At 62.2% G+C, this 13,755-nt stretch carries 13 protein-coding genes and 1 pseudogene; 10 read left to right on the top strand and 4 right to left on the bottom strand.

The window, feature by feature from the left end; genetic code table 11:
- Window positions 1-489 precede the first annotated feature (489 nt).
- Both BUS42_RS12055 and BUS42_RS41875 read right to left on the bottom strand, forming a co-directional pair.
- The gene (locus tag BUS42_RS12055) at window positions 490-1,113 is read right to left on the bottom strand and encodes an ISAzo13-like element transposase-related protein (protein ID WP_159452214.1); all 624 of its coding nucleotides are present in this window, start codon (window positions 1,111-1,113) and stop codon (window positions 490-492) included.
- Entirely contained in the window at window positions 1,055-1,717 is a 663-nt protein-coding gene (locus BUS42_RS41875) for an ISAzo13-like element transposase-related protein (RefSeq protein ID WP_083670171.1), read from the bottom strand. Before BUS42_RS41875 ends, BUS42_RS12055 begins: the two co-directional genes overlap by 59 nt.
- A 126-nt stretch (window positions 1,718-1,843) precedes the next feature.
- Here BUS42_RS41875 and BUS42_RS12045 point away from each other — a divergent pair, with 126 nt between their 5' ends.
- The 3 genes from BUS42_RS12045 to BUS42_RS12035 all read left to right on the top strand — a co-directional run bounded on the left by BUS42_RS12045 (window position 1,844) and on the right by BUS42_RS12035 (window position 3,564).
- Entirely contained in the window at window positions 1,844-2,023 is a 180-nt protein-coding gene (locus BUS42_RS12045) for a hypothetical protein (protein WP_143206305.1), read from the top strand.
- Between the two features lie 373 nt (window positions 2,024-2,396).
- Window positions 2,397-2,963 (top strand): transposase, encoded by a 567-nt coding sequence (locus tag BUS42_RS12040; protein WP_074307125.1) that lies wholly within the window; start codon window positions 2,397-2,399, stop codon window positions 2,961-2,963.
- Window positions 2,964-2,979: 16 nt separating this feature from the next.
- Window positions 2,980-3,564, top strand: coding sequence for a transposase (locus tag BUS42_RS12035; RefSeq protein ID WP_083670169.1), 585 nt, complete (start codon window positions 2,980-2,982; stop codon window positions 3,562-3,564).
- 114 nt (window positions 3,565-3,678) lie between these two features.
- Here the strand turns inward: BUS42_RS12035 and BUS42_RS12030 are convergent, their stop codons facing one another.
- Together BUS42_RS12030 and BUS42_RS12025 are read right to left on the bottom strand one after the other, a co-directional pair.
- Window positions 3,679-5,370 (bottom strand): hypothetical protein, encoded by a 1,692-nt coding sequence (locus tag BUS42_RS12030; RefSeq protein ID WP_074307123.1) that lies wholly within the window; start codon window positions 5,368-5,370, stop codon window positions 3,679-3,681.
- A 12-nt stretch (window positions 5,371-5,382) separates the two neighbouring features.
- Window positions 5,383-6,516, bottom strand: a complete 1,134-nt coding sequence (locus BUS42_RS12025) for a bifunctional DNA primase/polymerase (RefSeq protein WP_083670168.1) — start codon at window positions 6,514-6,516, stop codon at window positions 5,383-5,385.
- A gap of 1,061 nt (window positions 6,517-7,577) precedes the next feature.
- Here BUS42_RS12025 and BUS42_RS12020 point away from each other — a divergent pair.
- From BUS42_RS12020 to tnpC, 7 genes and pseudogenes are all read left to right on the top strand, one after another.
- Window positions 7,578-7,790: a hypothetical protein gene (locus tag BUS42_RS12020; RefSeq protein ID WP_143206304.1), complete on the top strand. Its 213-nt coding sequence runs from the start codon at window positions 7,578-7,580 to the stop codon at window positions 7,788-7,790.
- 128 nt (window positions 7,791-7,918) lie between these two features.
- Window positions 7,919-8,212, top strand: a complete 294-nt coding sequence (locus tag BUS42_RS12015; RefSeq protein ID WP_254053454.1) for a hypothetical protein — start codon at window positions 7,919-7,921, stop codon at window positions 8,210-8,212.
- Between the two features lie 264 nt (window positions 8,213-8,476).
- Window positions 8,477-9,618 (top strand): annotated as a pseudogene (locus BUS42_RS46415) (ISAs1 family transposase).
- 114 nt (window positions 9,619-9,732) lie between these two features.
- The gene (locus BUS42_RS12000) at window positions 9,733-10,830 is read left to right on the top strand and encodes a recombinase family protein (RefSeq protein ID WP_074307118.1); all 1,098 of its coding nucleotides are present in this window, start codon (window positions 9,733-9,735) and stop codon (window positions 10,828-10,830) included.
- A gap of 45 nt (window positions 10,831-10,875) precedes the next feature.
- Window positions 10,876-11,238 carry an IS66 family insertion sequence element accessory protein TnpA gene (gene tnpA / locus BUS42_RS44105; protein WP_074307117.1) on the top strand — a complete coding sequence of 121 codons (363 nt, stop codon included), beginning with the start codon at window positions 10,876-10,878 and terminating at the stop codon, window positions 11,236-11,238.
- On the top strand, window positions 11,226-11,627 hold the full coding sequence (gene tnpB, locus BUS42_RS11990) for an IS66 family insertion sequence element accessory protein TnpB (protein ID WP_074307116.1): 402 nt from the start codon (window positions 11,226-11,228) through the stop codon (window positions 11,625-11,627). The genes tnpA and tnpB overlap by 13 nt, the downstream gene beginning before the upstream one ends.
- A gap of 8 nt (window positions 11,628-11,635) precedes the next feature.
- Window positions 11,636-13,225 (top strand): IS66 family transposase, encoded by a 1,590-nt coding sequence (tnpC, locus tag BUS42_RS11985; RefSeq protein WP_074307115.1) that lies wholly within the window; start codon window positions 11,636-11,638, stop codon window positions 13,223-13,225.
- Window positions 13,226-13,755: the final 530 nt, after the last annotated feature.

Raw genomic sequence — 13,755 nt, 5'->3', positions numbered from 1 at the left:
GATCGCGTCGTGGAAGCAGGTCGAGCGGCTCGAAACCGCCTGGAAGCGGGCTCATGCCGCGTTGGACCTGTTCGCCCCTGATGGTCGGCTCAACGACCGCGGCCGCGCCCAGGCCGAGATCGCCGCGGCGATTGGGGAACTGAGCGGCCCCGACTGGTCCAAGGTGCGGAACTTCCTGAATGACCGTCGGAGCCTGTCGTTCCTGGACCGGATGCACGGCCGTTTGGAGGCAGCCGAGCCGCGTCGCCAGTGGCGTGAGGCGATGGCCTGGCGATGGTGGCTCCGTCACCGCCGGACTCGGCCTGCGGACGCAGTGACGGCCTTGGTGCAAGCCGTGGCCCGGGACAGCGAACCGGACGAGGTGGAATCGGCTTCCTACGCTCGTGTCGCGGCGGTGCTTCGCGACACGTTCCGGGCCAGCAGCGCCGTGGAGTGTATGAACAGCGTGCTGCGGATGCAGCAGTCGCGTCATAAGGCGTCCGGCAAGAATTACTTTACCTGCATGTCTGCTGTTTTTGGCTTGATGATAATGTCGTATTTGGGCAGTGCCGTTGAGCGTTGCAGGCGAGCCTCGTACGCTTTCATTTGCTTGGCGGGAACTCGAATACCGTTTGGATAATGGCCATCAAGGCATTTCACTGTCGGGTGCCGCCCTTTCCAGGTCATCCGCCGGGCGCATTGGAGAACGACCTCCAAGCTGTTCAGTAAGACTCCGTTCCACTTCTTCTCCAGCGCCGACCAACACCGTTCGATCGGATTGTATTTGCTGTGGTAGGGAGGATAGTACACCAAGCGCACCTCCAGCCCTGACCAGTCGGCGAACTGCACCATCCGTTTCAAGAACTGGGTCCGCCGCCCGGAGTTCTTCGGCCCGTTGTCCAGGTAGATCACCAGGCGTTTGATCGATCGGTGGGCCCGCTTGACCTGACGCCACCACATCTGCAAGGCATCCACCCAGGCGTCGCTGGTCTCGTGCCATCCGAAGATGAGCATCAATGCCCCGGTCGCAACGCTCAGGATGCCGACGGGGACCAATTTCTCCTTCGCCGGGGGGTCATGATCCCAGCCCTTGGCCACCACGCCCTGCGCGTCGGTCCGGGTTTTTCCCCCCACGGACGTAATCGCCCAGGCTCACCTTCGCTTTGGTATCCATGGAGATCTCCAGCACTTCGGGATCGCCACGGACCTCGTCACGCACCTCCTGCACGTGGGCGAAGATCGCGTCGGTCTCCTCGGTCTTCTTCAGTGGCTTGCCCTTCTGGATCCGCTTGAGGCGGTAGTTCATGCGATTGAGGATGTCACGCATCGTGCGTTCGCTGGGCAACTCCGCCTTGGGATAACCCTGACCGATCAAAGCCTGACACACCTCGGCGGCCGACAAATTCGTGTACCGACGTGACGACTGGAGTCCTGGGTCGGCGTAGGTGTGGGGTTCCACGACGGCGCGGATCAGGGCCGCCAGGCGCGGATCCTTCTCCTCGCTTCGCCTTCGGCCGCGGGCGGCGAAGTTCTCCAGGCAGCGAACGCCCTGCTGGGACTCGTGCAGTCCCTTCTCGATCGTATCGCGTCCCCAGCCGAAACGTCGTTCGGCCAGTCGGGCACTGCCATGGCAAAGTTTGGTAGTCACCTCGGCCTGGAAGAGCCGGCGCTGATGTCCGGTGAGTCGTCGGGCCCCCGAGCGAAGCAGTGCATCAATGTGGTCGGCGGAGCCTTCCATGTTGAAGAACCTCCGTGCTGGAGAGTTGACAGTCTTGGATGTGTTCCCCTACCGTGCTTTTGCGAGCATAACTCCGAACACGGGTAGATTTCCAGATACCGGTCGCCTAAGCGAATGACGCAGCCGATGCTCGACCTCAAGCGGCTCTTCTGGAACTGTCATCCCTTCGGTTCCGGTCCCCGCAAAGACGTCTGTCCCTACCAGGCATTGGGACTCGAACTCCCCACACACGACTTCTGGGAGTTGCTCAACACCGACCCGACCGAATTGACGCAACAACTGTCAACTCAAGCAAATCCCGAATGAGACAGGGCCAACAGGGTAGGTACTAGTCTGGTCGTAAGGATAATGACCTCAGGAGTTTAGGTGTAGAATAGGGCGGTCAGGGTAGGTCACATGATAATCTTTCTCCCGGCGCATCTCCAAACGTCATAACAACGGTCATTTAGTGGATGTCTGGCAAGGTTTATGAAGTTACCTACCCTACCTGCCCTGTTACCTGTAAAGCTCCCCAAAAAATGGGATGGTGCATCATCGTTCTGTAACCCCCCCTCCCGCCTGGATGGGGTCTGGGCTTGAAGCGGCAGGCCATCGCCGCCCCCCTGGTAGGTCGCCAAACTCTTCAAGGAGCCAGACCGATGATGACCCACCAAGTGCAGACTCAACCCTGGACGCGATCATGGAACTCCTCGTCGAGCACGGCTTCGACGGCATCGCCCGGGCAGTCACCGTGCTCCTGAACGAGGTCATGAAGCTGGAGCGGATGCAGGCCTTGGGGGGTCGCTCTCTACCAGCTGTCCGAGAACGCGCCGGCCATGCCAACGAGTTCATGCCCAAGACCTTCCACACCCGGCTCGGGGGGCCCTCACCGTGTCGTTCTGCAACCCCGGGGGGGCGAGTTTTTTCCTTCGCCCCTGGAGAAGAGTGTCCGCCCCTGGAGAAGAGCATCCGCAGCGAGAGGGCGTGGAAGCTCGCCGTCACCGGGATAGGCGAGCAGGGCGACTCGACCCGCGAGGTGGCCGCCATCACCGAACAACTGTGTGGCCTGGAAGTCACCAGTGGCCAGATCAGCCGGGCCGCCGCCATGCTCGCTGACCAACTACGGAAGTGGCGGGACCGTCCCCTCGGCGGGACGTCCTCCCTGATCCTGGACGCCCGCTACGACAAGGTCTGCCACGGCGGCTCGCTCGTCTCTTGTGCGATCCTGATGGCCATCGGATCGACCCCGAAGGAAAGGAAACGATGATGGGCACGGCGTCTCGCTGTCGGAGGCCGAGGTCCACTGGCGGGAGTTCCTGGTGGGCTCGCAGGCCCGGGGCCTGCACGGGGTGAAGATGGTCGAGCCCGGCCCTCTACGCCCGTCTCTCGGGGTGCCGTGGCAGTGGTGCCCGTTCCAACTGATGAAGAAGGCCCTGGCGTTCCTCCCAGGGCCGTCGATTCGGCCCCAGTTGGTGGCAAGTCTGCGCGCGGTGTTCGGAACCCTGGACCGGCCCGAAGCCGAGCAGCAACTGGAAACCGCCGTGAAGAAGCGCCGGAAGAGTGCCTCGAAAGTCAGTGAGCGGCTGGAGGCGAATGTGCCCGAAGCTCCGACGATGTTCACCCTGCCGCCTGGGCGCCGGCGACGGTCGAGGACGTCGAACGTGCTGGAGCGCGTGTACGAGGAGATCAAGCGGCGGGCCAGTGCAGCCGGTCAGTTCACGAACGACGCATCGACCCTGCGGCTGGTCAGTACCGGTTTGATGGAGATCAGCGAAGACTGGGAGGCGAGCTGGAAGTCTCTGACGATGGGACCGGACCTGCGGCTCTTCAGACCGGGGATTTACAGAAGCGGTGTTGCATCATCATGATTGGATAAATAGGGCAGATGCGTCCTTGTCACCTACCCTGTCCGAGCGTCACGCGAATCTGTTCTCCGCTAAAACAAGCCCGCAGTCCGGGCGACCCCGTCACTCGTGCCCGAATCAGAATTGCGCGTATTTGTTGGCCCAAGAGCCGCCCTGGCCGTCGGTTCGTGGACGAAGCTTCATGCGTTTGCCGTCAACAGGAGCCTCCGAACCTCGCCACTCCCAACCTGGTCGGCCGTCCGACCGTTTCGGGATCAACTCGTCGATACCGAGTGTCTTGAGGTGGACCGTGGCCTTGTTCGTCTCGTAGCGATTCCGGGTCGCGGTCGAGAGCCATTCGGCGGCATCACACGAAGGGATGAAGACTCGCTCGAAGTCGGCCTTGTGGCCGCGGGCTTGCAATTCGTCGCGGAACTGGCCGGCCACGAGGTCCCGCTCGCTCGAGTCGGCATCGACCTCCTCTTGCCTGAGAAGGATCGCCTTCCGGCAATTATTGGGGGTTGACACCTTCGCCAGCACCTCGGCCTCCCACTCCGCCCACCGCGTCGTCGCGACGTAGCCTTTCTTGGCGTCCGACTGCAGGAACGCTTGAATGTCTCGGAGGATCGCCCATCGGTGCGTCTCGATGAACTCCCGAACCTTGCGCCCCCAGTCCTCGGAGTATTTCGGTCGAGCCAATTTGATGTTCACGACTCGCTGGGCCATGTCTTTGCTCAGGCTGGCGCCGTTGAGCGTGATCAACCACATGAGTGTATTGGGCCGTTGCCCCTCCCCGTGGTACATGTGGTGGCCGCTGATTACGGGCGACGTGATCAGATTCTCCAGGTCATCCCAGGAGAGCTTGAGCGATTTGACGTTGTCGAGACGGGCCACTCGCCTAGGTAGCGCGTCGGCGCTTAGCAGCCGTGTCTTGATTTTGTCGATATCACCATGAGTTGAGAAGTCGACGAAGCCGCCATAGAGTTGCCCGACCATCTCCGTGAGCGCGCTCTTGCCGACGCCGCGGCCCATCCCTCCCTGATCGTCGTCCGGTCCGGTGATGAGGAACGCGGGCCTGGCCCCCGGCTTCCCACCCCAGGCCGGAGTGGCCCACAGACTCTTCAGGAGATGTTTGTCTTCGGGGGTTGCCGGCCGAAAGAATCTAAGGAGCTCATCCAGGAAACTACCGTTAACTTTGGGCAACTCCGGGTGCAGATAGTAGACGCCTGGCATGGGCGGCCAGTGCGGAAAGGTCTCGACGGCCACGTACTCCTCGGCGTTCGTTTTCAGGTACTCGAAGAATCGCTCTTGGGTGATGCGGTCGGCACCTTTGTCCCAGATGACCCGGGCCTGGGAGTCGACCCACGCAAAGAGGCAAGTGGCGTTCTTCAGGTCGAGCGGACACCCGTTTGAACGGCGGGCGAAGAGGCGGTCGCCGATCCGCTTCGGCCATCCTCCATTAAGTGTTCTCAGTTCCTCTGCGATCTCCTCGATCGGCAAGCCGCGGCCGTCGGCATGGACGTTCGTCAGCTTCGGACGTTCATCCTCGACGTCGGCCTTGGAACTGTCGACTTCCAAGGCCGCGGCTACTTCCAGCAATCGCTCCTCCACGGCCGACTTTTCGACACGGAGCAATGCCGCGACCTTCTCGGCGAAGTCTGCGCGGGCCCTGCTGGCACTCAGGTTCAGGACGTCCTTGTGTCGCAACTCGCCGTCGAACCACACGCTCAGCGTGATCCTGGTCCTGGAGTTCTTCTGATACCTGAGTTCGAGGCCGACTCGGTTCGTGCCCGATTCCGCCTCTTTCGCCTTCTTCAACTTCTTGCCCATGTTGCAATTCCTTCAGTATTTGTTGATATCTCGAGGCACCAACAATGTGAAGCTGCCTCGCTTGCCTGTGGACACAAGGCCCCGTTCTGCGGCCAGGACCCGCGCAGGCACACGTTCCTGTGAGAAGGCCGACTCGATCGTCCTCGTCGCAGCATCCTGGTCTTCTCGACTCCAGGGTCCCGCCGCCTGCATCAGGAGTGGTAGGGCCTCTTCAAACTCGTAACCGCAGCCAACCATGTCGGCCGACGCGCGAAAGAGCCTGTCGTTCCAGCCCGGCTCGTCGGCGTACGTTCCTGCGAGGAATTCGCGAGTGGCCAGGCAGAATCCCGACTTGGCAGATTGCCCGGCCTGCTCGGAGCGCTGAATGTTTGACATGTGGCGCGTCCCGCTGACTGGTTTTTTTCTGGAACCTGAGTTCCTTGTGAGCTTGGACTCCCTGGCCTGCAACGCCTCCAGGATCGGTCCTGGAACCTCGAGCATGGGCACGTCGTCGAGCGACCTCCCCTCGGCCCAGCGATAGCGATTGCCGCTCTTGTGCAGGCTGGGTGGAGCGATCACAATCCCCCGGTATCCCCGGAACTCCAGGTTGCGATGCCATGGTGTGAACTTCGCGTTCGTTGGCAACGCGGGATGCTGGAAGTACAGGTGGTACTTGTGAGGCAGTCCGCTACCTGACAAGACCGTTGGCGTCGGAGGCAAGCCGCCGAGACGATCGACGAGGATCCTGTGAGCCTCCTCGCCGTCGCAATCCACGACGAAAAGGTTAAACGCTGGGCCGAGGACCAGGGCGATCCCCGCATCCGGGAAATCATCGATAAATCTGTATTTGATAACAGAACGAGATGGCGGCTGATTCTGGTAGCCCTTCCATTTGATGCACGGGCTTTTTGCACCCGGTTTCTGAGGAATCGGGCAGAAGCCCCGCTCGTGGTAGTCGAGGGCCTCGCACACGAGTGAGGAAGGGGGAGGCAAAGGCTCGCCCCACTGGCGACACTGGGCCTCGATCGACGAGTAAATACGGGCCAGCCTCCCCGCATACGACGGCGAAGCCAGGGAGGATAGTTCGCTGCAATCGGCAGGTTTGGATGTGTCGCCGCGCGAGACGGATTGACCGCCCGCTCGGCGTAGTGTACGATTGTGAGGCATCCTGATCGTGTCTCCAGGGCCCCGGACGGGTGGCTACCCCGTCCGGGGCTCATCTCGTTTGATGCGGGTTGGTCCACGTCGGACCGACCTCGTGGTTGCAAGAGACTTGACCAAAGCGGCCTGGAGATCCAGGCCAACTCAACCAGTGGTCTTTCCCGACTCCCCCGCGCGGCGAGGGGGACAATCGGTCGGGCTGACCAAGGGGAAGCGGAAGCTGTCCCTCCTGTCGCGATGTCCCATAAACTTGCTGAGTCGTCTTCGACACAAGATGGCTCACGGGACCACCCGGGCAGGAGGGCGTGAGTTGCCCTACGAATCGACTTATATCTTTCAACTCTTTGGCCACCTGCCCGGTGAACGTCGCGGCCAACCGCGCGAAAATCCACCAAGGCGATTCCGGTCCGGGTCTTGCCACCGCCAGTTGGAGACACTGGAGAACTGACAGCGGGTTGGATCCCCGGGGGCCCCCAGCACGATCCGGTCGGCCTCGCGTTGCTGATTGAGGGGCGATCGGCTCTCCAGGATCGCTACAAGGTTCTGAGGCGTAGGTCCGGCTCGTAGTCAGGCCTGTGATCAATGCTGGGAGTTGGTTCCGGCGGGGCGTTGGCGTGCCGGCATTCCACGCGGGGCCGAAGACACGCTTGAAGAGGTCTTCGACAGGGTGCCTCTCCTTGCGCTGCGGGTCCTCGAGCGTCACGATCGGAGCATTGAGGGCGGGATCGCGGCGTGGCGTCAGCAGACGGTGCGGCTTGCTAGTGTCCTGGAAACTCCGCCCACCGGAGTAGCAGGTCCGCTCCCTATTCATAAGATCTCTCCTCGAAAGTCAAGGAAGGTACATAGTCGGGACCAATTGCAAGCGGAGACCGAGCCTGGCCGGGTAAGATCTTACCCCGATGTTGGTCTGAGCCCCCAGTTCGATGCCTCGACACGGTTCTCGGAGATGCATACTTGACATCTGGCCTTGCTCCATGCGATCGGGGCGGCCGATGATGACCGTCGATCGACGCGAATGTCATGGGGCCAAGCAGGCGCGTCCGATGGCCTACGCGAGGATCAGAGCGATGGAGAGCCTCCTCGAATCCTTCAAGCCGCGCCAAGTCGACTTGGAGCAACGATGGGGCGAGTTGCAGGAGGAGATACTCCAGACCTGGATGCGTTCAAGACGGCGAGGAGAGCACCACGCGGGGAAGGGAGCCAACGTCGCAAAAGCCGCAGCTCTGGGTTCAATTCTCGATGACACCGACTGTCATTTCCGCGATCCGGGCGGCAAGTGAAGGGGCCCCTGGGAGCGTTCGGGATCCGGTCGAGGTTGTGCCGATCATGGGGCCATCGCTATCGTACCCGGCCGCATTCTCTCCGAATGCAATCTGGCCGGCGCGGAACAGGAGAAGGGGCAGGAACGATGACCACCGACGCAGCACCGCGGAATCTCGACGAACGCCTCGACCGCATCGAATCGATGCTGGCCGCGTTGATCGAGCGGCAGACGATCAGGGACTGGTATTCGACGGACGAGTTCGCCCGTCTCGTTAGCAAGGCCGAGTTCACCGTGCGCGAGTGGTGCAGATTGGGTCGCATTCATACCGAGAAGAGGCAGTCGGGCCGTGGCGCGCATTCGGCCTGGGTGATCTCCCACGCGGAGCTGCAGCGGTATCAAAAGAGCGGGCTGCTGCCGCAACATAAACAAATCGGCTGATGTTTAGTGCCAATGGCTCTATGGATGGAAGTGCTGGGTGCAACCAGCACCTTTTTGATAAAACAGAAAGGATAATACATTCTGTATTCTCCGCGGATTTTACAGCTTGAGATTGGGATATGGATTATCGGCAGTGGCCTTTTGGTACAGGGCTAGCGCGCATTTTGAGCAAACAAGGCAAACTGTAACGCTTGCGCCCTGGGCAATTTGTTTGTATACCTTTCTTGGGAGACTTTTTCGACAACGGCACGCAGCGGGTCAATCATGGCGGACATCCAGCGGATCGGCGTGGACGAGATCATTCGGCATTTCGCGGAGCTTGAGGACCCTCGCTCTACCATCAATCGGCATCATCCTCTGAGCAGCGTCATCGTCATTGCCCTGATGGCAGTGCTGGCCGGCGCCGCTGGGCCAACCGCGATCGCCAAGTGGGCCACACTCAAGCAGGTACTCCTCGTCAGAACGCTGGACTTGCCCCATGGAGTCCCACGAAAAGATGTCTTCCGACGTGTCCTGATGGTTCTCAAGCCCGCGATGTTTCAAGCTTGCTTTGCCAACTGGCTGCAGGCGTTGCGGGAGACAGCGACCGCGGAGACCGGCGTGGAACAACCGATCCTGGCGGTGGACGGCAAGACGTTGCGGCGGAGCCAGGATCGCAAGAACGGGCTGGGAGCCTTGCATTCGGTGAGCGTCTGGGCCAGCGAATTTGGACTGTCGCTGGGGCAAGTGGCCTGCGCCGAGAAATCCAACGAGATCACGGCGATTCCCGAATTACTGAGACTGGTGGACATAAAAGGGCGATCATCACGATCGACGCGATGGGGACGCAGAAGGCGATCGCCGCGCAGATCATCAAAGGCGAGGCGGATTATCTGTTGGCGGTGAAAGGGAACCAGGAGACGTTGTTTCAGGCCGTCATGGAATCGATCAACAAGGAGTGGGAGAACGATTTCGTCGATGTCAAGGCAGGTCAACTTCAGACCCGCGAGAAGGCGCACGGGCGTGAAGAAACCCGCACTTACATTCAAATGGCTGTGCCTACAGATTTGCCGGGGCTCGCGTTATGGGAGGGCATGAAGTCGATCGGTGTGGTGGTCTTGGATTGCGTGCGAAATGGGAAAACAACGAATGAAGTTCGTTATTACATCAGTAGCCTTGAGGTGAACTTAAAGCTGTTTTCTCGCGCAGTTCGAAGCCACTGGGGCATCGAGATCCCCCAGCCAGAAGACCCACGAAGCGATAACTTGTGCGCCCTCGGATGCGCCGGTTACCATCACGGCAGACGCCCTGTTGGCGTTGGCCGCGTGGAGCGACAGAATCTCTCAGGACCACGGAGGCACCTCATGCTTAACAGTGAATCCACCTGCGTCCCCCCCCGCGCTCGATTTCTCTGCCGACCCCACTGACCGAGATCTGGGCCCAACTCCCGCCAGATCGTCGGCGGAGGCTCCAACGTCTCCTCGCCGAACTTCTCGCTCGTCCCTTGGACACCAGCGCGGCTACGCCGGAGGAGGCAAGTCATGAACATCCTCTCGCGTGATGTGCCATCGTCCCCCAAGCTCAAGTCCTGCCATCTCGACCGGGCCGCGGTCGTCTACGTCCGGCAGTCAACACCCCAGCAGGTCCTCGAACATCAGGAATCCACCGCCCGTCAATATGCCTTGACCGATCGGGCCGTTGACTTGGGATGGCCGCGGCCTCAGGTCCAGGTGATCGACGACGACCTGGGTAAGAGCGGGCGATCGATCGAGGGCCGGCCGGGGTTCCAGCGGTTGCTCGCCGAAGTCGCGTTGGATCGGGTGGGGTTGATCCTCGGGCTCGAGATGAGCCGGCTGGCCCGGTCTTGCAAGGACTGGCACCACCTGATCGAGCTCTGCGCCCGGTTCCGGGTCCTGCTCGCCGACGCGGAATCGATCTACGATCCGACCGAGTATTCGGATCGCCTGTTGCTGGGGGTGACCGGCATGATGAATGAAACAGAACTGCATATTCTAAAACCAAGGATGCACCAGGGGAAATTGAACAAAGCTCGTCGCGGAGAGTTGGTGGTCGCTGTCCCGGTCGGGTACGTCAAGTCGTCAGCCGGAGAGGTCAGCTTGGACCCGGACGAGCAGGTCCAGGAGATCGTCCGCCTGGTCTTCGATCAGTTCGATCGCCAGGGGACGGTCCACGGGGTCCTCCGTCACTTGATCGCCTGCGACTTCCGGATGCCATTACGTCGGCGCGGTGGTCCCAACCGTGGGGAACTGGACTGGCGTCCCCCATGCCGGGAAACCGTCCGCCACATCCTCCGTCACCCGATTTATGCAGGCGCTTATATTTACGGAATTCGTCCAGTCGATCCGCGCCGCCGGAAGCCCGGCAGCCCCAAGAGCGGCCGCAGCAGCGGGCTGGCTGCGGAGCAGTGCCAGGTCTTCTTGAGGGACCGGTATTTACCCAGCGTACATCAGCTGGGAGCGATTCGAGGCGAACCAGACGCGGATGGCGGCGAACCGGTCGCGAGCCGAGTCGGCCGGCGCGGTCCGGGACGGGGCCGCCTTGCTGGCGGGCGTGGTTCGTTGCGGTCGATGGAGTCCGTCCGGTGGACTGCATCTGGAAGGCGGCGTGAAAACCGGTGATCATTCCCGTGATGGGGCTGACGGCCCTGTCCGGGAGATCACGCCATGCCTCGGGGCCATATCCTCGACCTCCGCTGGAACGCCCTCCTCAACGATTTCCGCCGTAGCGGCCTGACTCAGGCCGAGTTCTGCCAACGACGCGGAATCTCCATCCATTCCTTCCGAAAGCGCCTCTACCAGGCCCCCACCCCGAAGCCGACCCCCGCGAACCCTCGTTCCGCCGACGCTGCGGCCCACTTCATCCCCGTCACCATCCTCCCTGATCCCATCCCCGCCACCGCTCCCGTCCCACAGCCTCTCGAACTGATTCTTACCAGTGGCCGCCGAATCGCTGTCGCACCCGGCTTCGATCCCCAGACCCTCCGCCAACTTATCGCCCTCGTCGAGGAGCGACCATGTTCGGACTGAGCGCCGCCGTTCGTGTCTACCTCGCCAAAGAACCAGCCGATATGCGGAAGAGCTTCGACGGACTCTCCGCCCTGGTCGTGGGCGCCCTCGAACTCGATCCCCTCTCCGGCCACCTCTTCGTCTTCATCAACAAGCGACGGGATCGCATCAAGATCCTCTATTGGGACCGTGACGGTTTGGCCGTCTGGGCTAAGCGGCTTGAGAGCGGGACCTTCCGCCTTCCAGACGCCGCCGCGGGCCGCGTCGAGATGACCACCGCCGATCTCGCCGCGCTCCTGGCCGGCATCGACCTGAACACGGCCCGACGACGGCACCGCTACACGCGGCCCCTGACACCCCTCCAAAATTCGGAGAAAGTTTCGCCAACAAATGAGCACACGTCGACGTAGTCTAGGGTATGATCACCCCGGCCGATCCGCTCCCCGACGACCTCGAAACGGCCCATCAACTCATCCGCGAGTTGTTGGAGACGCTCGGCCAGCAGCTTCATCTCAACGCCAAGCTTGAGCATCAGCTCGAACAACTCCTCCGCCAGCGCTACGGCAGGAAGAGCGAGCGGGTCGACCCCGCTCAGCTCTTGCTCTTCGCTCAGGAAATCCTGGCGCAGGCCGAGGCCGAGGCCGAGCCCGAGCCCACGCCGCAACCCGGCCCGGCCCCCGAGTCCCCGCTCCCTCCGGGGGCGCCCCAGCCCAAGAAGAAGGGCCACGGCCGAAAGCCGCTCCCTGCGAGCCTGCCCCGCAAGCCGGTCCTCCACGACGTCCCCCCCGAACAACTCGCGTGTCCCGATTGCGGCACCGTGCGCCACCGCATCGGCGAGGAAGTCCGCGAGCAGCTCGAATACGTCCCTGCGTCGCTGATCGTGCTCCAGCACGTGCGGCCGAAATATGCATGCTCCGAATGCATGGCCAACGTGGTGATCGCCGAGCGGCTTCCCGAGCCGATCGAGAAGGGGCTCCCCGGCCCTGGACTGATGGCTCACGTGATTGCCAATAAGTATGCCGATCACTTGCCGCTCTATCGCCAGGAAGGCATCCTCCTTCGCCATGGAGTCGAGATCTCCCGGTCGACGATGTGCGACTGGATGGCCGTCGCCGCCGATTTGCTGGCGCCGATCGTGACGCTCATGATGACCAAGATCCTCGAGTCCCGGGTCGTCCAGACTGACGAAACACCGGTGAAGGTGCAGGATCACGAGGGCAAGGGGATCAAGACCGGACGGCTCTGGAACGTCATCGGCGACCACTACCATCGCCATGTCGTGTATCGTTACACGGAGGACCGAAAAGGCACCGGCCCGGCGGGGATCTTCAAGGACTACAAAGGCTATCTCCAAGCCGATGCCGCTTCGGTCTTCGACCAACTGTACTCCTCGGGAAAGATCATCGAGGTCGGGTGCATGATGCACGCGCGGCGAAAGTTTTATGAGGCCCGGACCAGCGACCCGCCGCGGGCGCACCAGGCGCTGGCGTGGATCAGATTGCTCTACGACGTGGAGCGAGAGGCCAAGGAGAAACTTGAGACCGTGGAGTACGAGGCGTTCGTCGCTGCCCGGCACGCGCTGCGGGGGGAGCGATCGCGTCCGATCTTCAAGCAGCTCCATGACTGGCTGGTCGCCGAGGCGCCGAAGGTGCTGCCGAAGAGCCCGATCGGCGAGGCGATCCAGTATGCGCTCAATCACTGGACGGCGCTTGAGCGTCCGCTGGAGGCGGGGTTCCTTGAACTTGATAACGGTGCATGTGAACGCGCATTCAAGCCAATCGCTCTTGGAAGAAAGAACTGGCTGTTCGTCGGCAGCGACCGCGGGGGCGAGACGGCGGCGGTGCTGATGAGCCTGTGCACGACGTGCAAGAACCTGGGGATCGACCCGCAGGCGTACCTTCGCGACGTGCTCGACCGGGTCAGCACACACCCGGCGCGTCGGATCGAGGAGTTGTTGCCCGACCGCTGGCAGGCGTTGCGCCAGGCGGGAGAAGCCGCCAAGGACTGACCCCCCACGCCCCGAGTTCGTCTCTGTCCCAGACGAGCTCGGGGCGATTGTGTGCGCCGCGCCCACAAAAGACATCGAAGCTGCGGTTCCCCGAATGCTTTCTCCAACCCAGCGTCTTCCCGACCGTGGGTCGCCCCCAGGGCGGCCGTTGCAACGTCGAAAGTGGATCCTCACAACGCGAAGGTGCCCAGGGGTTGAGCTGTCGTCAATCGCCACCCCCATGTGCGGCCTTGGTCTCCTGCACACCGAGCGCGTCCCCAGTGCCGCGGTCATCCCGGGCCCGGTACGGGCAGCGGGCAGGTCCGCCCCCTGGGCGACCGGACGGATGCTTGGTCCGCCGCACTCAGGGTGGCGGTCGGCGCCGGGGACCCGACCGAGAGGATGATGTTCCGCCCACGGACATGAACCCAAGGCTTGCCCGTGGCTCGTGCCCCGCGTTCGCCCGATGGCCGTTGCGTTCCGGACCCAGGCTTGCGCGGCCCCTGCGTTCACTTCAAGAGGGTGCCCCGAACATCATCCCGCGCCGTCGG

It is taken from the genome of Singulisphaera sp. GP187 (genome assembly GCF_900129635.1).
GTDB lineage: Bacteria > Planctomycetota > Planctomycetia > Isosphaerales > Isosphaeraceae > Singulisphaera.
Note: the sequence above shows the minus strand (reverse complement) of the source record. Positions and strands in the feature narration are given on the sequence as shown.